Origin of the sequence: Mesorhizobium sp. M0217 (assembly GCF_040321955.1) — a bacterium.
Lineage (GTDB): Bacteria > Pseudomonadota > Alphaproteobacteria > Rhizobiales > Rhizobiaceae > Mesorhizobium.
Genome location: NZ_JAMYSN010000006.1, coordinates 125,578 through 144,313, shown reverse-complemented (window position 1 = coordinate 144,313; position 18,736 = coordinate 125,578). Strand labels below are relative to the sequence as shown.

The window sequence follows — 18,736 nt, the reverse complement described above, 5'->3', positions numbered from 1 at the left end:
TCGCGCGTTGCGGCCAGTTCAAAGCCTCGTGCGCGCAAACGGGTTCCAGCGCACCGTGCCCAGCCGCACCTCCTCGCGCACCATGGTGAGCAGGCCAGACGCGCCAACGACGGCCAAGCCGACCAGCGATATCCAGTCCGGATACTCCTGGAAGAACAACGCACCGAGGATCACCGCCCAGACGATCTGCGAATAATGCGTCGGCGCCATGCGGTTGGCCGGCGCGTATTTGGCGGCCAGCAGCTGCAGCAATTGGCCGCCGGCGGTAAAGGCGCCGCCCAGCACCAGCCACAGCAGTTGCATGGCGTTGGGGAGGGTGAACGATGTGGCGATGGTGCCGACCCCGTTGAACAGCAGCCCGTAACCGATGAGCACGCCGAGCATGGTGGTGCGCTTTTCCTGCTGGGCGAGCGACCGCATCAGGATGACGCTGGCCGCGGCGAGGAAGGCCACCGTGAAGGCGGCAAGGTGTCCGAGATGCAACTCGCGAAAACCTGGCCGCACCACCAGCATGACACCTGCAAAGCCGGCAACCACCGCCAGCCAGCGCCATGGACCGACCTTTTCCTTCAGGATGACGGTCGAGAGAATGGTAACGCAAAGCGGCGCCAGGAAGATCAGTGCATAGGTCTCGGCCAGCGGAATGGTGGTGAAGGCGTAGACGCTGAGCACGCCCGAGGCGATGCCGGCCCAGGCGCGGGCCTGCACCGCCCATGGCCGCCCGGTGCGCCAGAAGTCGCGCCAGCGCTCATCGACTGGGCGGCTGAAAAACAGGAAGCAGCCGGCAAACAGCGTGATGAAGAAGCCGATCTCGAAGACGGTGAACTGTCCGCCAAGGCTCTTGATAACGGCATCGCTGCACGAATAGCTTGCATAGGCGATGAGGGCGAGCAGGATTCCGTTCGTCACGTTTTTCCATTTCCGGGGAGAGTGCAGTGAAGGTATTGGCGCTCGGCGCGCATCCCGACGACATCGAGATATTCATGTTCGGTACGCTGGCTGCCTATGCCACGCAAGGCGCAGAACTGACTTTTGCCGTGGCCACGGATGGCGCCAGGGGCGGCATGGGCGACCCGAGCGTTTTGGCTCGTGTCCGCCGCGACGAGGCGGCGGCCGCTGCGGCGTTGCTCGGCGCAACCCTTCGCTTTCTCGACTTTCCCGACGGCGAACTGGTGGCCGATGCGGCACTGATCGCTTCGCTGAAAGCGCTGATACGCGAGACCGCGGCGGATCTGGTGATCACGCATGCCCCCAACGACTATCACGCCGACCATCGTGCTTTGTCGGACGGCGTGCGCATCGCGGCCTCGTTCGGCGTCCCCGTGCTGCATGCCGACACGATGGGCGGCACCGGTTTTGTGCCGACGCATTACGTCGACATTTCCGCCTACGGCGATATCAAGACGCAGGCGATCCGAGCGCACCAGTCGCAGTGGCCGGAGCAATATGTCGACAGAGCGCGCGTCCAGAATGAGTTTCGCGCCGGGCAATGCAACAGCGTTCCCGGCTCCCTGGCCGAGGCCTTCCGATTCGAGCCGACATTTCCCTTCGCCGACATCCGCGCGCTGCTGCCGCCCGCGCCCCCTGTTCGGCCGGTGACGCCGCAGACGAAAATTATAGGCGACCCCGGCTAAGCAACTTCCGGGCGAGCCGTCCGGCAATCATTTCCCAACGATTTCAATCGCCGTTTCGCCATGTTGCGGCGCAGCGACGAATTCGCTTGCCTTGTTTAGTAAAAATTGCATCACTAAACAAATTACTAAACATCTGCGGCGCACCGCGCCGCCCTGGCGACGCATAGCGCGCCGTGTTTAGGCCCTCGGAGGAGCGAGGGTTGAGGGGTTCTTGAAACGGCCATCCGGGCGCGTTTCGCAAATGGGAGGAAGGCATGAAATCGAGCTTGAAACTGGCGTTGGGGCTGGCCTCGGCGATTACCGCGTCGACAGCCGTCTCGAACGCGGCGCACGCTGAAGACCTGACGCTTTGCTGGGCCGCCTGGGATCCGGCAAACGCGCTGGTCGAACTGTCCAAGGATTTTACCAAGGAAACCGGCATCGGCATGAAATTCGAATTCGTGCCGTGGACCAACTATGCCGACCGCTTCCTCAACGAGCTCAACTCGCACGGCAAACTTTGCGACCTGATCATCGGCGACAGCCAGTGGATCGGCGGCTCGGCCGAGAACGGCCACTACGTCAAGCTGAACGACTTCTTCGACAAGGAGAAGATCAGCATGGACGACTTCGTGCCGGCAACCGTCGTCGGCTATTCCGAATGGCCGAAGAACACGCCGAACTACTGGGCGCTGCCGGCCATGGGCGACGTCGTCGGCTGGACCTACCGCAAGGACTGGTTCTCCAAGCCGGAACTGCAGAAGGAATTCAAGGAAAAGTATGGTTGGGACCTCGGCCCACCGACCACCTTCGACCAGCTGAAGCAGGTCGCCGAGTTCTTCCAGAAGCGCGAGATCGACGGCAAGACCGTCTATGGCGCTTCGATCTACACCGAGCGTGGCTCGGAAGGCATCACCATGGGCGCCATGGACGTGCTCTACAGCTACGGCTTCCAGTATGAAAACCCCAAGAAGCCCTACGAGATGGAAGGCTTCGTCAATTCGCCAGACGCGGTCAAAGGCCTGGAGTTCTACAAGTCGCTCTACGATTGCTGCACGCCTCCGGGTGCCTCGAACAGCTATATGGGCGAAGGCGTCGACGCCTTCAAATCCGGTCAGGTGGCCATGCACATGAACTTCGCCTTCACCTGGCCCGGCCTGCAGAAGGACGAGAATGTCGGCGGTGACAAGATCGGCTACTTCGTCAATCCGAAGGGTCCCGGCGGCGCCCAGTTTGCGCAGCTTGGCGGCCAGGGCATTTCGGTCGTGTCCTATTCAGACAAGCAGGAATCGGCGCTGAAATACATCAAGTGGTTCGCCAACAAGGATGTGCAGGCCAAATGGTGGTCGCTCGGCGGCTATTCCTGCCTGAACGCGGTGGTCAAGGACCCGGCCTTCCCGTCCAGCCAGCCCTATGCACAGACCTTCCTCGACTCGATGGCGATCGTGAAGGACTTCTGGGCCGAGCCGAGCTACGCACCGCTGCTGCAGGCGTCGCAGAAGCGCTTCCACGACTATGTCGTTGCCGGCCAGGGTTCGGCCAGGGACGCGCTTGACGGCCTGGTCAAGGACTGGACGCAAGTGTTCCAGGACGACGGCAAGATGTAACCGGACCAACGGCTCCTCCCGAGCCTGACCCCAGAGGCGGATGATTTTCAGGCCGAATCGATCAGAAATCATCCGCCTCAGGGCTAAAAAGAGAGAGAGCATGATGTCGTCCGAAAACCGCTTCACACTTTTCGGCTTCATGCTCTTGGTCCCGTGCCGCCCTTGGCACGGGACGCAGTTCAGATAAATTCCAGTGTCGAGACTTGACGTGACCGAAGCAGGACTCACCATGCTCAATCGGACTGCGGAGAACGTTGCCCGGGCGACCCCGGAGCCGTTGGCCCGCAAGGTCCGGGGGATCAGCGACAAGGGCCTCGCCTGGCTGTTCATCTCGCCGACGATCCTGTTGCTCTTGGCCATCAACATCTTCCCGCTGTTCTGGGCGATCTACCTGTCCTTCACCAACTTCCGGGCGAACCGCCCGAACGAGGTGGTGAAGAACCTCGGCTTCGCCAATTACCAGCGCATCCTCGGCGACCAGGACATCTGGATCGCCATGCAGACGACGGCGCATTTCGTGTTCTGGACGATCCTGCTGCAGACGCTGATCGGTTTCACGCTGGCATGGCTGATCGACAGGAAGTTTCGCGGCCACGCCTTCTGGACGACCATCATCCTGGTGCCGATGATGCTGTCGCCGGCGGTGGTCGGCAATTTCTGGCGTTTCCTCTACGAGCCGCAGATCGGCCTGTTCGCCTACGCCATCTCGTTCGTCACCCGGATACCACCGACCGACATCCAGATGCTGTCCAACGTGTCGCTGGCGCCGTGGTCGATCATCATCGTCGACACCTGGATGTGGACGCCCTATGTCATGCTGATCTGTCTCGCCGGCCTGCGCTCGATCCCCGAATACATCTATGAGGCGGCCGAGGTCGACCGCGCATCCAACTGGCGGCAGTTCTGGTCGATCACGCTGCCGATGGCGCTGCCCTTCATCATGCTGGCGGTGCTGTTTCGCGGCATCGAGAACTTCAAGATGTTCGACATGGTCAACCTGCTGACCGGTGGCGGGCCGGGCTCGACCACCGAGGTCGCTTCCATCACGCTGAAACGGCAGGCTTTCGAGAGCTGGCGCACCGGATATTCCTCGGCCTTCGCCATCATCCTGTTCGTCGCGGTGTTTGGGCTGGCCAACATCTACGTCAAGGCGCTGAACAAGGTGAAGCAGAGATGAGCTTGACCACTGCCCACTCCGTCGTCGCCCCCTCGGCCAATTCGAAGCGGATCGCCGGCACCATCATCGTGCTCTACGCGCTGATCTCGATCGTGCCGCTGCTGTGGATCTTTGCCACCAGCTTCAAGACGCCGCCGGATTCGATCGCCTATCCGCCCAAGATTCTGTTCCAGCCGAGCATCGAGGGCTATTGCAACCTGTTCACGACGCGCACCAGGCAAACGCCCGATTACATCAACTCGCTCGGACCCGCGACCGGTTTCTGCGACGAGACCTCGCGCAAGCGCAACATGGTGATTGCCGGCCCGTCCAATTTCCTGCCGCGCTTCGTCAATTCGCTGATAATCGCCTTCGGCTCGACCTTCTGCGCGGTCTTCCTCGGCACGCTGTCTGCCTATGGTTTCTCGCGCTTCAAGGTGCCGCTGGCCGATGACCTTCTGTTCTTCATCCTGTCGACGCGCTTCATGCCGCCGATCGCGGTCGCGATTCCCATCTACCTGATGTACCGCGAGCTCGGCCTGTCCGACACCGCGCTGGGCATGATCCTGCTCTACACGGCGGTAAACGTGTCGCTGGCGGTGTGGCTGCTGAAAGGCTTCATCGACGAGATCCCGCGCGAGTATGAGGAAGCGGCGATGATCGACGGCTACACCAGGCTGCAGGCCTTTTGGCGCACCGTGCTGCCGCAAGCGACTACCGGCATCGCCGCGACCGCCATCTTCTGCCTGATCTTCGCCTGGAACGAATATGCGTTCGCCGCACTCCTGACCTCCGGCACCGCGCAGACCGCGCCGCCCTTCATCCCGACCATCATCGGCGAAGGCGGCCAGGACTGGCCGGCGGTGGCGGCCGGCACGACGATCTTCCTGGTGCCGATCCTGGTCTTCACCATCCTGCTTCGCAAACAATTGCTGCGCGGCATCACCTTCGGCGCGGTACGCAAATGATTGGTGTGTCAAGTCGACCCCCACTCCGTCGAGCTTAGCTCGACACCACTCCCCCCATCGACGGGGTAGAGGAAGGACGCGAACTTCATTCAGGCAGGCTGCCTTCCTCTCCCTCCGGAGGGGGGAGAGGTGGCGCTGCGAAGCAGCGACGGAGTGAGGGAACCACCTGGCAACCGTCTCGCCCCGTTGCCGGGCAGAAGGAAGGCAGCTACGCATGACGCGCCCAGCCATCTCCAAAAAGTCATCCTGGCCTCGCTGGGCCCGGCGCGGCCTCATGGAAAACATTGCGACGGCGCTCATCGCCGTCGGCTTCCTGATGCTGTTCCAGCCCTTCGCGCTGGCGCTCTACACCTACTCCTTCATCACCATGCTCGCCGGCACGGTGATGTTCATCATCGTCTCGAAGTTCCCGGAATAATCATGGCCGAAATCCGCGTCCAACATTTGAGAAAGGCCTTCGGCGATTTCGTCGCGGTGCAGGATTCCAGCTTCGTCGTCGAAGATGGTGAGTTCTTCGTCATGCTTGGTCCCTCGGGCTGCGGCAAGACGACGACGCTGCGCATGGTCGCCGGCCTCGAATTGCCGACCGGCGGCCAGATCCTGCTCGGCGGCGAGGACGTCACCATGCGCCGGGCGCGCGAACGCGACATCGCCTTCGTCTTCCAGCTGTTCGCGCTCTATCCGCATATGAACGTGCGCAAGAACATCGGCTTCCCGCTTCTCGCGCAAGGCATGCCCTCGGCCGAGATTCGAAGCCGTGTCGAGGAAACGGCGAAGCTGCTGCGCATCGACCATCTGCTCAACAAATCGGTCTCGAGCCTTGCCGGCGGTGACCGCCAGCGCGTGGCGCTCGGTCGCGCCATCGTGCGACGGCCAAAATGCTTCCTGATGGACGAGCCGCTCGGCACGCTCGACACCGAATTCCGCGATCTGATGGTGCATGAGCTGCGCGAGCTGCACAACCGCATCCACGCCACCACCGTCTATGTCACGCACGACCAGATGGAAGCGATGTCGATGGCCGACAAGATCGCCGTCATGAACCATGGCGTCATCGAACAGTTCGGCAGCCCGCGCGAAATCTACGACCGCCCGGCAACCATGTTCGTCGCCGATTTCATTGGCTCGCCGCCAATGAACTTTCTCGGCTTTGACGGCGGATTGGCGAAGGGGGCGAAGGAGATCGTAGTGCAAGGCGCCAAGGTGGCGGTGCCGGAAGTGCGCGAGGATATCGCGCCGGCCGACATGGCGCTCGGCATCCGCCCCGAACACATTCGCTTCGACGACGCCTCGAAACTGCGCGGCGCCATCTATGGCACCGAATATCTCGGCACGACGCAGATCGTGGCGGTGGAGACGGCGGACGGCATCATCAAGGCGCGGGTGCCGGCCGAAATCCGGCTCGCTGCCGGCGATCATGTCGGGCTGACGTTGAACAGCGCGCGGCTGTCGCTGTTCGACAAGGGCTCGGGTCGGGCGGTGCGCACCGCGATCCACGATACCGCCTCTCAAGGGAGAGCGCAGCATGGCTGACGTGCACATCAAGGGCGTGACCAAAAGCTTCGGCGACCATGTCGCCGTCAATGGCCTCGACCTTAACATCGCCGATGGCGAATTCGTCGTGCTGCTCGGCCCGACCGGCGCCGGCAAGACGACGACGCTGAGATTGATCGCCGGACTGGAGCGGCCGGATCGCGGCACGATCCATATTGGCGGCCACGATGCGACGACGCTGTCGCCGGCCGAGCGCGACACCGCCTTCGTGTTCCAGCAATATTCGCTCTACCCGCATCTGTCAGTCTACGACAACCTCGCCTTCCCGCTGCGCTCGCCGGCGCGGAAAGTACCGGAGGACCAGATTCGCCGCCGCGTCGAAGAGGTCGCAAGGATGGTGCGCATCCACCACAAGCTCGCCAACCGCTCGACCAAACTGTCGGGCGGCGAGATGCAGCGCGTCGCCATCGGCCGAGCGTTGGTGCGCAAACCGTCGATCTATCTGATGGACGAACCGCTGTCGTCGCTGGATGCCAAATTGCGCGCCGATCTCAGGCTCGAACTCAAGCGCATCCAGGCCGAACTCGGCGCCACCATGCTCTATGTCACGCACGACCAGATCGAGGCGATGACCATGGCCGATCGCATCGGGATCCTCAATGACGGCGTGCTGGTGCAGATCGGCACGCCGCGCACAATCTATTCGGAGCCGGCCAACCTTCATGTCGCGGCCCGCCTCGGCCAGCCGGCGATCAACCTGCTGCCGGCCGGGCTGCTGCCTGATGGTGGGGCGCCGACCGGAACCAAGACCATCGGCGCGCGCACCGAGCATCTGTCGATCGAGAAGACCGCAAACGGCCATGCCGAAGGCGTCGTCGACTGGGTCGAACATCTCGGGGACCAGAACCATCTGCATGTTACGGTCGGCCCAAAGAAACTGGTGACGCTCACCGACCCCGATACGGATCTGGCCGAGGGCGACAAAGTGGTGATCCGCTACCGCTCGCCGCTGTATTTCGGCGCCGACGGACAAAGGCTGATGTGAAGATTTCGGCGGTCTAGACGCCGGCTTCTGACTGACGATTGCGAATACGGGACGAACTCGATGAAGCACTTTTTCAACCGCAGGGAAACGATCGTCACCGAGGCGCTGGATGGCCTGTTGCGGACCATCGGTTCCGGCGATCTCGCGCGCCTCGACGGTTACCCCGAGATCAAGGTCGTGCTGCGCGCCGACTGGGACAAGGCGAAAGTTGCCGTCGTCTCCGGTGGCGGCGCCGGACACGAACCGTCCCATGCCGGCTTTGTGGGCAAGGGCATGCTGACGGCGGCGGTTTCGGGCGAGATCTTTGCCTCGCCCAGCGTCGAGGCGGTGCTGGCGGCGATCCGCGCGGTGACCGGCCCCGCCGGCTGCCTGCTGATCGTCAAGAACTACACCGGCGACCGGCTCAATTTCGGCCTGGCGGCCGAGAAGGCGCGCGCCGAGGGGTTTCGCGTCGAGATGGCGATCGTTGCCGACGACATCGCCCTGCCGGGTATCAACCAGCCGCGCGGCGTCGCCGGCACCTTGTTCGTGCACAAGATCGCCGGCCATTTGTCGGAGACCGGTCAGGACTTGGCAGCCGTTGCTATAGCCGCTCGCGCGGCGACGAAGGACATCATCTCGCTCGGCATGTCGCTGTCGTCCTGCTCGATCCCCGGCCAGCCACATGAAGAGCGGTTCGGCGAAAATGACGGCGAACTCGGCCTCGGCATCCATGGCGAGCCGGGCGTCGAGCGCATCGCCGTGCAGAGCGCCGACAGACTTGTGGCGATCATGGCGGAGCGGCTGGCGGTGCGGCTCGACCCGAACGCCAGCCACGCGTTGCTCATCAACAATCTCGGCTCGGTGCCGCCGCTCGAAATGTCGCTGGTCGCCAATGCCGTGCTGGCCTCGCCGCTGGCCAAGACCGTGAAGCTTGCGATCGGCCCCGGACCGCTGATGACGGCGCTCAACATGAACGGTTTTTCGCTGTCGCTAATCAAGCTCGATGCGGCGCGCGAGGCAGCCTTGCTGGCACCTGTCGGCCCACATGCCTGGATGCCTGCCAAAACCGTCGTCGCGCCGGCTATCGTGCCTATGGCGAAAGCGGCTGGAAACAGCGCAGCCCAAAGGGCCAGCCAGGATTCCGGCACCAGGCGTTTGATCATCACGGTCTGCGAACGGCTGATCGCGCTCGAAGAGACACTGAACGGGCTCGACGCCAAGGCGGGCGATGGCGATACCGGTTCGACGGTTGCGACCGGCGCGCGCAGCGTGCTGGAACGGCTCGATGCGCTGCCGCTGGCTGACCCTGCCGCCACGCTTGCGGCTATAGGCGATAGTCTGGGCGTCGCAATGGGCGGCTCCTCAGGCGTCTTGCTGTCGATCTTCTTCACGGCGGCGGCTCAGGCTTCGAACGGCGGAGCAACCCTGTCCAAGGCGCTGCTTGCCGGGCTTGACCGCATGACTTTTTACGGTGGCGCCAAGGTCGGCGACCGCACCATGGTCGATGCCTTGGAGCCGGCGCTGAAGGCGCTCGATGCCAAGGGGCTGGATGCCGCGGCTACAGCGGCACGGCACGGCGCCGAGGCGACCGCTGCCATGGAGAAGGCGAAGGCCGGACGCTCCGCCTATGTTGGCACCAAATTGCAGGGCGTAGTCGACCCTGGCGCCCATGCCGTGGCCGAAGTGTTCGCGGCCGCCGCCGCGCTGCATGCAACGGCCTGACGGCATGCTTCGATTGTCGAATGAAAACTCTTGCGATACTGCCGGCAGGATCGAAACCGGGAATCTGGACATGGCAGCGTTCGACCTTGCCAGGCTGATCACCGCCGCCGCGGACACGATCGCCGCTCACTCCGAAGAGTTGACCGCGCTCGACCAGGCGATCGGGGACGGTGACCATGGGCTGAACATGAAGCGCGGCTTCGAGGCTGTGCGCGTCGATGCCGGGGCGTTCGCTGCAAAGCCGCTGCCCGAGGCGCTGAAGGCGATCGGCACCAAGCTGGTGATGACGGTTGGCGGTGCGTCCGGGCCGCTGTTCGGTACATTATTCCTGGCGCTGGGCAAGGAGATTTCAGGAGAGCCGGATCGCCCCAAGCTGACGGCTGCTTTCGGCAAGGCAATCGAGGCGGTGGCCGCCAGAGGCAAATCCCAGGTTGGTCAAAAGACCATGCTCGATGTGCTGCAACCCGTGCATGACGCATTGGTCAAAGGAAAGACGGCCATAGAAATTGCAGATGTCGCCGACGCGGCTGCCGAAGCGACCGTGCCGATGAAGGCAACACGCGGTCGCGCTTCATTCCTCGGCGACCGTTCTATCGGCCACATGGATGCCGGCGGACGCTCGGTCGCGCTGCTGGTGCGGACCGTCGCCGAAACCGTCGAGGTCCAAGCATGAGCAATGTCGGCATCGTCATCGTCTCGCATTCCCCGCTGGTTGCCGAAGGCACGGCCGACATGGTGCGGCAGATGGTGGGCGACGAAGTACCGCTTGCATGGTGCGGCGGAAACGGCCATGGCGGGCTCGGCACCAGCGTCGAAGCGATCATGGGCGCCATCGACAAGGCGTGGTCGGAGGCGGGCGTCGCCATACTGGTCGATCTCGGCGGCGCCGAAACCAATTCGGAAATGGCGGTGGAAATGATCGGCGAGCCGCGGGCGCAGAAGATCGTCGTCTGCAACGCGCCGATCGTCGAAGGCGCGGTGATGGCTGCGACGGAGGCGTCCGGCGGGGCCTCACTGAAGGAAGTGGTGGCGACGGCGCATGAATTGTCGCCGTCGTGAGCGAACGGGAATTTTGAGCGCATGTCCGCATTTGCCGAGGCCACCGTCCTGATCACCCACGAGGTAGGTCTGCACGCGCGCCCTTCGGTGAAGTTCACCAAGCTTGCCAAGAGCTTTGCCGCCGAGGTGGAGATTGCGCTTGCCGCCAACGGCCCATGGTTCGACGCCAAGAGCATCGTCAAGGTGATGGCGGCCAGGGCGCCGAAAGGCACCATGCTGCACATCCGGGCCACAGGCGACGGCGCCGATGATGCCGTGAGAGCGCTGGCCGAGCTGGTGCGACGCGGTTTCGACGAGGATGCGGGCCATGCCCGAACCGCTTAGGCTGCAAGGCATTTCGGCCTCGGCCGGCTATGCCGAGGGGCCGTTGTTCAACCTCGACAACGGCACCGCGCACTACACGGGCAAGGCGAGCGCCGCGGACGAGAAGGCCGCATTGGAAGCAGCTATCGCCAGCGCGACGGACCGGCTCGCGACCCTGATCGAAACCGCCGATGACGAGGCCGCCGGCATTCTCGAATTCCAGCTCGCCATGCTTGGGGACGAGGCACTGACCGGCCCGGCTTTTGCCGCGATCGCGTCCGGCATGCCGGCTGACATGGCCTGGCGACAGGCGCTGGACGCCGAGATCTCCGGCTACGAAACGTCAGACCAGGACTATTTCCGGGCTCGCGCCGCCGATATCACCGATATCCGCGACCGCGTGCTGCGCGCCCTTACCGAGGAGCAGGAGAGCGCTCCACCAGCGGGCGCCATTCTCTATGGCGAGGACATCGCGCCGACGCGCTTTCTCGAGACCGACTGGAGCACCGGCGGCGGCATCGCGCTGAGGGCCGGCAGCGCCGCCAGCCACGTCGCCATGCTGGCGCGCTCGCGCGGCGTGCCGATGGTGGTGGGGCTTGGCGCTTCGCCGGCTAATCCCGTCGGTCTGGCTCTGCTCGATGCGGAGCATGGCGGTATCGTGGTTTCGCCGACGACGACCGAGATCGAAGCGTTCCACCGGTCCTCGTCCTCGTTTGTGGCACATCGAGACAAGGCCGGAGGCTATCTCGCGAAACCGGCGGTAACCCGGGCCGGCACGACGGTACGCGTGCAGGTCAACATCGCCGATCCGTCCGAGGTCGATGGCATCGACATCTCGACCTGTGATGGCGTCGGGCTGATGCGCACCGAATTCCTGTTCGGCAAGGCGCCGCCGGACGAGGAGACGCAATACGAGGCCTATCGCAAGGTGCTGGAATGGGCAGGCGACAAGCCGGTGGCCATCCGCACCGTCGATGCCGGCGGCGACAAGCCGGTGCCGGGCTTCACCGTCGAGGAGAGCAACCCGTTCCTCGGCCTGCGCGGCATCAGGCTGTCGCTGGCAAGGCCGGAGGTGTTTCGCGCACAGATCAGGGCGCTGCTGCGCGCGGCGGTGCACGGCAATCTGAAGGTGATGTTTCCGATGATCGCCGTCGCGGAGGAATACCAACGCGCCGCCGCTCTGTTCGTGGAGGAGCAGGCCGGGCTTGCCGCGCGCGGCATCGCGCAAAAAATGCCGCCGCTCGGCATCATGGTCGAGGTGCCTTCGGTGGCGATCGCGCCGGAGGCGTTCGCCGATGTCGCCTTCTTCTCGATCGGTTCGAACGATCTGACCCAATATGTAATGGCGGCTGCCCGCGATAACGCAGCCGTGGCGCATCTTAATTCTGTCCGCCATCCCGCCGTGTTGCGGCTGATCGGCTCGGTTGCCGCTTTTGGCCTGCGCGCGAAAATCCCAGTCAGCCTGTGCGGCGATGCCGGCGGCGATCCGGCATCGATCCCGGCACTGCTCGAGGCCGGCCTGCGGGATCTCTCGGTGGCTCCCGCCCAACTCGCCATGGCCAAGGCGGCCATCTCGGATGCATCGGTCTAGGATGACTGAGATGGCCGACAAGACACCAGAAGCCGGCTCCGAAGAGGCGATCCGCGCCTACAAGACGATCCTGTCGCAGGTCATCGACCAGCGACCGTCGGGTATGCGACAACGCCTTGCCGACGCGCTTGGCAAGCACCGCAGCTTCGTCACCCAGATTTCCAGCGCGGCCTATTCGACCCCGATCCCGTCAAAACATCTGCCGGCTATTTTTTCGGTCTGCCATTTCAGTCCGGCCGAGCGCGATCAGTTTCTGGCTGCCTATCATCTGGCGCATCCCGGCAAGATGTCGGTTGCGGCAGGCATGCGCAAGACCCGGCATGTCTCGCTGATCGTGCCCGATTTCGGCGACGACAAGCAGAATGCAGCGCTCGACAAGGCGATCAACGAATTCATCCAGAAGATCACCAGCATCACCGGCAGGAGTGGCGGCTGATCGTGTTGTGTCGGGAGGACACATGAAGAAGTTTATGAATTCCGTCGACACGGTGCTGACCGAAAGCCTCAACGGCTTCGTTGCAGCTCATGCCGACATCCTGGTGCTGGGCGAGGAGCACAAATTCATTCGCCGCAAGGTGATGAAGCCGGGGAAGGTGGCGCTGATCTCGGGCGGCGGTTCCGGCCACGAGCCGTTGCATGCCGGCTTTGTCGGTCACGGCATGCTGGACGCCGCCTGCCCCGGCCAGGTCTTCACCTCGCCAACGCCGGACCAGATACTGGCGGCGGCCGCCGCCGTCGATACCGGCGCCGGCTGCCTGTTCATCGTCAAGAACTATGAAGGCGACGTGATGAATTTCGACATGGCCGGCGAAATGGCCGACGGCGTCCTGCAGGTGGTGATCAATGATGACGTCGCCGTCGAGAATTCGTCCTTTACGACCGGCCGGCGCGGCGTCGCCGGCACGCTGGTGGTGGAGAAGATCGTCGGCGCCGCCGCCGAGCAAGGCATGGCGCTGGCGGATCTCAAGGCGCTCGGCGGTCGCATCAACAGCGCGACGCGTTCGATGGGCGTGGCGCTGACCAGTTGCACGGTGCCGGCGGCCGGCAGGCCGACCTTCGAGATTGGTGATGGCGAGATGGAATTCGGCGTCGGCATTCATGGCGAGCCCGGCCGGCGTCGCGACACGTTGAAAAGCGCCGATGCGATCGCCGAAGAGATTTGCGCCGCGATCCTGGGCGATCTCGGCGACAGGGCGAAAGGCCCGGCACTGTTGTTCATCAACGGCTTTGGCGGCACGCCGCTGATGGAGCTCTATCTGATGTACAACAGCGCCCGAAACATCTTCGAAAAACAGGGCGTAACGGTGACCCGCTCGCTGGTCGGGTCCTACGTGACATCGCTCGACATGGCCGGCTGCTCGATCACGCTGACCATGCTGGATGACGAGGCAACGTCAATGTGGGACGCGCCGGTGCACACAGCCGCGCTGCGCTGGGGACTGTAACGGAGGGGCCTTGCCCATATCCCGAACAGGCGGCTTATGAACTTGCCTTAGCCTGCGGGACCGGACGGACCGTTACCCGCAGTCACGCCGACAGATTGCCCGCCTGCAGCGCGGCTTGCCTTGCGGCCGACCGCTCCGGCTTCATCCAAACCGAAGCCGTAGAAGTCTTATCGCGGTATCGGCAGCGACGGCCCGGCCACCACGCTGGACAACTTTCCTGCCTTGCGCAGCACGGGCGCTTCATACTTTTTCTTGGCCATTCCAAACACCCTTTTCAGTCCAGTGCAAAAGAATGGACCGAAACCGTGGAAAGTCAATTCATGAGCTGGCTCTGCCACCACACGCTGGCTTCATGCATGCTTTTCTGCAACATACGCTCCTCTGAGTTGGTTGTTTGACGCAATTCCGGACGGGAATTGCTCATGTGGGCGAACGTCACCCGGGTTTGATGCTGCCATCTCTTGCGCCTGCCGATGAAAAACTGCTGCTGACCTTCGCCGACCCGGAGGCGCCGGCTGCCATTGGCCGTGACGTTGCTGCCGAAAGCTTGCTGGCACTGCTCGTCAATGCCGAGTTCCACGGCGTGCTTCCCATCATGCTGCGCAAGCTCAGCGAGATCGGCGACGCCCAACTGCCTGCGGACGCAGCCTTGCGGCAAAAGCTGTCGGAACTGCGTGATCGCTCGACGCTGGCGACCGGCCAATCGATGCTGCTGCAATATCATGGCGACCGCATCATGAAGGCATTGGCGGCGAAAAATGTTCCGGCCCGCATCGTCAAGGGTCCGGTCTTCGCACGCAAACTTTACCGCCACGCCGCTGACCGGCCGTTCACCGACATCGACATTCTGGTCGAGCCGGCCAGCATCATTGAAGCCAACCCGGTGATTGCCGGATGCGGCTTCGAGCTCTGGAGCGGCGAGGCGCAGTCGCAGGATCTGCAGGAGTTCAAGTGGCTGGAGAAGGAGAATACCAGCCTGCTGATCGAACTGCACGGCAACCTGGTGCATGATTCCGGCATGCGGCGGCGGCTGTCGCTGGGCTTTCGCGAATTGCAGATCATCGACGGCAGCGAGGCCGACACGCCGGCCGCGCTGCTGACCATCGCCATTGTCCACGCCGCCGGCGGGCACAAGTTCCACCGGCTGCAGCTTTGCGTCGATGTGCTGCAGGGCGTGCGCGCGCTGCGGTCGCCCGCGGATGAAGACCGGCTTTTCGAGGCGGCGCGCATCAGCGGCATCGAGCTCGAACTGGCGACGGTTCTCAATGTGACGGGGCGGCTGTTTGATGCACCGCGCGCGATCGAACTGGCCGACCGCATCAAGCCCGACCTCTCGATATTTTTGGCCAAATGGCTGATCACCGGCGATACGCTGCTCGGCGTCAATTCCAGGGACAAGATGCATTCGCGCCTGCGCCGCGACGCCTTCCGCTGGATCCAGCGCCTCGCCAGGCCAAAGCCGCATTCTGCCTGAAGTGTGCTTTAGTCCCGCGCCGCCAGCGCCGAGCGGATCAGCGGGGCCGCCTCGGCCGGGTTCGCGCCGACTTCCAGGGTAAATGTCGGGACGGCTTTGACCAGCGTTGCGATGGTTGCCATGCGGCGCTTCTGCGCCGGCAAAAGGCCGGTCATGCCGGTCCTGACATTGTCGGTGGCAAGCGCCACCATGGCGTCTGTCCTGGTCATGGGGACGAGCCGGGTTTGCGCGTCCGCCGAGCGGGCGAGATGAAACAGTGCCGCAACCGGTCTGCCGACAGTTTCCTCGATGCGGATGATCTCGGCGAGACGTTCCAGCGAGACGGCCTGCTCGCCATTGGCGTCCCATTTGTCGCCAAGGCAAGGCGCCACGAAGGGCAGCATTGCCGCGGTGTGGCGGTGGACCTTCACCTTGCGCGGCAAGCCCCAGGCCGTGATGCCGCCACCGGCCAAAACCTTGAGGATCATGGCGTCATCCGAGCACAGGCCGAAACTTTGCGACGCCAGCGCCAGCGACGTCGTCGACTTGCCGGTGCCGCTCGGCGCATGGATCAGCACGAGCGCCTCGCGGCCGGGCAATGTCAGGCCGGCGGTGTGCAGCATGTGCTGGTCGCCGGCATCAAGTGCTGCATCCAGCACCATCATCAGCACCGTCCATTTGACCTTGGCATCGGGATGGACTCGTATCTCGGCCCAGCCTCCATCGGCATTGATCGAGACGGTCTGCAGGCCGGGAAAGACCAGATGAACGGTGCCGCCACCGTCGATCAGCCGGCAATGGCCGTCCTCCGGCACCTCGCCGTCGAAAGCGAGTTTTCCGGCAGGCGATTCCGGTAACTCCCGCGTCTCGACGATGTCGACGCGGAAATCGGGCTCGGCCGGCCCGCTCACGCGCAACGTGCCGAGCATGAGGTCGAAGCTCGGCCAGAGATCGGCCCGCGAGGCCGATATGCTGATGACCTGGCCCTGGAGATCGTAGCAGAAGGTGGTCGCCGGACCGGTCAAGCAGCGTGTGCCTTTCCGGCATCGGCGTGATGGCGATAGATCTGGACCATGCCGGGGAGGCTGTCTGAGACCACTGGGCGGCCATCGAGACAGACCCAGCAATGGGCAGACATACGCGGCGCCTGCATCGACTTCGGATCGACGCCGAAGCGCAGATCCGGATCGAAGCCGGCAAAGCGCAGGAAGCGGTGGGCGAGCAGGCCCTCGCGCAGGCATCTGCGGTCGCGCATCAGCCAGGGGTGCCGGACGGTCCGGTTGACGGCAGCGACGATGTAGGCTGACGACAGGCCGCGATAAGGGGTGGGTGCGCTGAGCGGCGCCCATTTCAGCACCGATTCGAAGCTGCGGCGGCCGATCAGGGTCGGCATCAGCCGCGCGCTTGCCCATAAATGGACACGAAACAAAGCGCGCAGGAGAACGCCGTCCACCATCAGGGAGCCGGGTCGGCGAGAATGCCTTCGCTCACCAGTTCGGCGGCCAGCGCCGCCATGTCCTGGTCGAGCGTGCCCTTGTCGACCTCGAACTCGTCGGACAACAGGACGACGATCTGGTCGAGGCTGCGGGCGCCGTCCACCTTGTCGAGAAAGGCTTCGGTGGTGCCGTTGCAGGTGTAAAGCTGGCCGCTGCGCGCCAAGAGCACGACGGCGCCATCGCCGACATGCTGGACCGAGGCGTCGTCCGCCAGCCGCAGAACCATTTCAGAACCGATTTGGGCCATGGAGCCCCTCCACCATTTTCCTGGAGAGCAGATAGCGCGGCGATGCGGGTCTGTCCATTGCGCGGGCGAGAGGGAGAACAGGCAGGCCCGACCGTTCTGTGGCAATCCGGCAACGCCAAAATCCTCACGACACACGCAACCGAAGACGGCGGAGACATCCAATCCTGAGCTGTGGTAACTTCCACATTATTCAGGGTCTTAAAACAGGGAAGCACCCCAGAAATAGTCGGTGATTGCAGCTGGTAATGACCGCCGCAAACCGTCAAGCCGGCTATCTCGCAGGGTCAAGGTCTTGCTTTTCTTGCCTAAAGTAAGCTATGCAGTCGCGGGGTTTTGGGAGAGCATTGGGTATGCGTTACAATTGGGAGCGGGCGCCGACCGCGTTCGAACGTCATCGAAAAGCGTTGGCAGCCGCCATATTGATTGCCGGTGGCGTCGGGCTGATGCTGGCGGCCTTGCCGCTTTAAGACTGATATTCGACACGAACGCCCTGCTTTCTCCGGGCGCATGAGCTTTTTCTGCCTGCCACAAGACGGGCCGCGGCTTAGCGTGCCTGGCCGGTTACGGCGATGAAGCGGCGGTCGCGTCCTTCGAAGCCCTGGCTGAAGCACTGCACCAGCACGGCCAGTACCGCCGGCCTGCCGGGCGGGGCGTATTCGTAGGATTCCGACAGGCTGTAGGAGGTCGGGCAGTTGCGCGAGCCCGGCACAGCCTTGTCCTCGTGCAATACCTTGAACGGCTTGCCGTCCTGCCCCTGCAGCGACAGGCGGAAGCCGCGCGCCTTGCCCGTCTTGTCCCCTTGAAGTGTCTTGTCGCCCTGAAGTGTCTTGTCGCCCGGAAGAACTTGGTCGCTTGGCTTGGCGTCATCGAAGCTTGCCAAGCAATCCTCCTTGCTGTCGGCAAGGATCTCATCGAGCTGGATGGTCGAAATCGGTGTTTCGCCATAGAACGGCGACAGCCATTTCTGCGCGGCCTGCTCGAGGCGGGGGATGTCGTTGTACTCGACCGTGTCGTCCGGGAAGGTGAACCTGTCGGAGGCCGTGCGCGTGCCGCGCTCGGCGATGCCGTATTTGGCCAGGATTGGCGCGGCCTGCTTTGCGGCCTGCGCCCGTGCCTGCTCCACCGTCGTGGTCGCCTCTTCCGATTCATCGAGGACAAGGATCGGCTTGCCGCCGACGAACTCGTCTGTGCTTGTGTCGATGATGTCGATCTGCGACCAGCCGGAAACGGCAGCGTCGAGCTCGCCATATTGCTCGAAGGCGAAATATTTGCCGTCGGGGGAAAAGCCGATGATGCGCCGCGCGGCGGCATCGCCGGCCTGGGCGGCGGAAACGATCGTCAACAGCAGCGCTGCTCCAACGGCAGATCCAACCCCGTATCGTACCGTCATTGCGCGCCCTGCCCCGATTTCAAACCCGGCCATGGTGCCTGCAATTTATGGCCAAGGCGAGATCGGCCAAGCGCCAAATTTCGGGAAAGACATGGCATTTGGGGAAAGACGTGGCCGGGAAAACCCGCATAGGCTATTGCAACGTAGAGAGTTTTCCCGAGGAGG

The 18,736-nt window shown here is 63.5% G+C and carries 20 protein-coding genes; 15 read left to right on the top strand and 5 right to left on the bottom strand.

Features of this window, described 5'->3' with window-relative positions; genetic code table 11:
- Positions 1 to 18 precede the first annotated feature (18 nt).
- Entirely contained in the window at positions 19 to 909 is an 891-nt protein-coding gene (locus NKJ18_RS13030; protein ID WP_352758365.1) for a DMT family transporter, read from the bottom strand.
- 26 nt (positions 910 to 935) lie between these two features.
- Here NKJ18_RS13030 and NKJ18_RS13025 point away from each other — a divergent pair, with 26 nt between their 5' ends.
- The 15 genes from NKJ18_RS13025 to NKJ18_RS12955 all read left to right on the top strand — a co-directional run bounded on the left by NKJ18_RS13025 (position 936) and on the right by NKJ18_RS12955 (position 15,459).
- On the top strand, positions 936 to 1,634 hold the full coding sequence (locus NKJ18_RS13025; RefSeq protein WP_352496914.1) for a PIG-L deacetylase family protein: 699 nt from the start codon (positions 936 to 938) through the stop codon (positions 1,632 to 1,634).
- Between the two features lie 254 nt (positions 1,635 to 1,888).
- On the top strand, positions 1,889 to 3,220 hold the full coding sequence (locus NKJ18_RS13020; protein WP_352758363.1) for an ABC transporter substrate-binding protein: 1,332 nt from the start codon (positions 1,889 to 1,891) through the stop codon (positions 3,218 to 3,220).
- 229 nt (positions 3,221 to 3,449) lie between these two features.
- A complete protein-coding gene (locus NKJ18_RS13015; RefSeq protein WP_031198535.1) occupies positions 3,450 to 4,397 on the top strand; it encodes a carbohydrate ABC transporter permease in 948 nt (315 codons plus the stop codon).
- The gene (locus NKJ18_RS13010; RefSeq protein WP_023694180.1) at positions 4,394 to 5,344 is read left to right on the top strand and encodes a carbohydrate ABC transporter permease; all 951 of its coding nucleotides are present in this window, start codon (positions 4,394 to 4,396) and stop codon (positions 5,342 to 5,344) included. The genes NKJ18_RS13015 and NKJ18_RS13010 overlap by 4 nt, the downstream gene beginning before the upstream one ends.
- Positions 5,345 to 5,558: 214 nt before the next feature.
- Entirely contained in the window at positions 5,559 to 5,762 is a 204-nt protein-coding gene (locus NKJ18_RS13005) for a hypothetical protein (RefSeq protein WP_023694181.1), read from the top strand.
- 2 nt (positions 5,763 to 5,764) lie between these two features.
- Entirely contained in the window at positions 5,765 to 6,877 is a 1,113-nt protein-coding gene (locus NKJ18_RS13000) for an ABC transporter ATP-binding protein (RefSeq protein ID WP_352758361.1), read from the top strand.
- The gene (locus NKJ18_RS12995; RefSeq protein ID WP_352758360.1) at positions 6,870 to 7,883 is read left to right on the top strand and encodes an ABC transporter ATP-binding protein; all 1,014 of its coding nucleotides are present in this window, start codon (positions 6,870 to 6,872) and stop codon (positions 7,881 to 7,883) included. The genes NKJ18_RS13000 and NKJ18_RS12995 overlap by 8 nt, the downstream gene beginning before the upstream one ends.
- Positions 7,884 to 7,943: 60 nt before the next feature.
- Complete coding sequence (locus NKJ18_RS12990; protein ID WP_352758358.1) at positions 7,944 to 9,587, top strand: dihydroxyacetone kinase subunit DhaK; 1,644 nt, start codon at positions 7,944 to 7,946, stop codon at positions 9,585 to 9,587.
- 70 nt (positions 9,588 to 9,657) lie between these two features.
- Positions 9,658 to 10,260 (top strand): dihydroxyacetone kinase subunit DhaL, encoded by a 603-nt coding sequence (gene dhaL / locus NKJ18_RS12985; RefSeq protein ID WP_352758356.1) that lies wholly within the window; start codon positions 9,658 to 9,660, stop codon positions 10,258 to 10,260.
- Entirely contained in the window at positions 10,257 to 10,646 is a 390-nt protein-coding gene (gene dhaM / locus NKJ18_RS12980; RefSeq protein WP_023690004.1) for a dihydroxyacetone kinase phosphoryl donor subunit DhaM, read from the top strand. The genes dhaL and dhaM overlap by 4 nt, the downstream gene beginning before the upstream one ends.
- Before the next feature lie 21 nt (positions 10,647 to 10,667).
- Positions 10,668 to 10,970, top strand: coding sequence for an HPr family phosphocarrier protein (locus tag NKJ18_RS12975; RefSeq protein ID WP_023684207.1), 303 nt, complete (start codon positions 10,668 to 10,670; stop codon positions 10,968 to 10,970).
- Entirely contained in the window at positions 10,954 to 12,540 is a 1,587-nt protein-coding gene (gene ptsP / locus NKJ18_RS12970) for a phosphoenolpyruvate--protein phosphotransferase (RefSeq protein WP_352758354.1), read from the top strand. The genes NKJ18_RS12975 and ptsP overlap by 17 nt, the downstream gene beginning before the upstream one ends.
- A 10-nt stretch (positions 12,541 to 12,550) precedes the next feature.
- Positions 12,551 to 12,976 (top strand): hypothetical protein, encoded by a 426-nt coding sequence (locus NKJ18_RS12965; protein WP_023668784.1) that lies wholly within the window; start codon positions 12,551 to 12,553, stop codon positions 12,974 to 12,976.
- A gap of 22 nt (positions 12,977 to 12,998) precedes the next feature.
- The gene (gene dhaK, locus NKJ18_RS12960; protein ID WP_023668785.1) at positions 12,999 to 13,985 is read left to right on the top strand and encodes a dihydroxyacetone kinase subunit DhaK; all 987 of its coding nucleotides are present in this window, start codon (positions 12,999 to 13,001) and stop codon (positions 13,983 to 13,985) included.
- 448 nt (positions 13,986 to 14,433) lie between these two features.
- Positions 14,434 to 15,459, top strand: coding sequence for a nucleotidyltransferase family protein (locus NKJ18_RS12955; protein ID WP_023725855.1), 1,026 nt, complete (start codon positions 14,434 to 14,436; stop codon positions 15,457 to 15,459).
- 8 nt (positions 15,460 to 15,467) lie between these two features.
- Here the strand turns inward: NKJ18_RS12955 and NKJ18_RS12950 are convergent, their stop codons facing one another.
- The 4 genes from NKJ18_RS12950 to NKJ18_RS12935 form a co-directional block, all read right to left on the bottom strand.
- Positions 15,468 to 16,463: a serine kinase gene (locus NKJ18_RS12950; RefSeq protein WP_352758353.1), complete on the bottom strand. Its 996-nt coding sequence runs from the start codon at positions 16,461 to 16,463 to the stop codon at positions 15,468 to 15,470.
- The gene (locus NKJ18_RS12945; protein WP_023668789.1) at positions 16,460 to 16,894 is read right to left on the bottom strand and encodes a lasso peptide biosynthesis B2 protein; all 435 of its coding nucleotides are present in this window, start codon (positions 16,892 to 16,894) and stop codon (positions 16,460 to 16,462) included. Before NKJ18_RS12945 ends, NKJ18_RS12950 begins: the two co-directional genes overlap by 4 nt.
- Positions 16,894 to 17,181: a PqqD family protein gene (locus NKJ18_RS12940; RefSeq protein ID WP_023684213.1), complete on the bottom strand. Its 288-nt coding sequence runs from the start codon at positions 17,179 to 17,181 to the stop codon at positions 16,894 to 16,896. Before NKJ18_RS12940 ends, NKJ18_RS12945 begins: the two co-directional genes overlap by 1 nt.
- A 544-nt stretch (positions 17,182 to 17,725) precedes the next feature.
- Entirely contained in the window at positions 17,726 to 18,523 is a 798-nt protein-coding gene (locus tag NKJ18_RS12935) for a DUF2259 domain-containing protein (protein ID WP_245263116.1), read from the bottom strand.
- Positions 18,524 to 18,736: the final 213 nt, after the last annotated feature.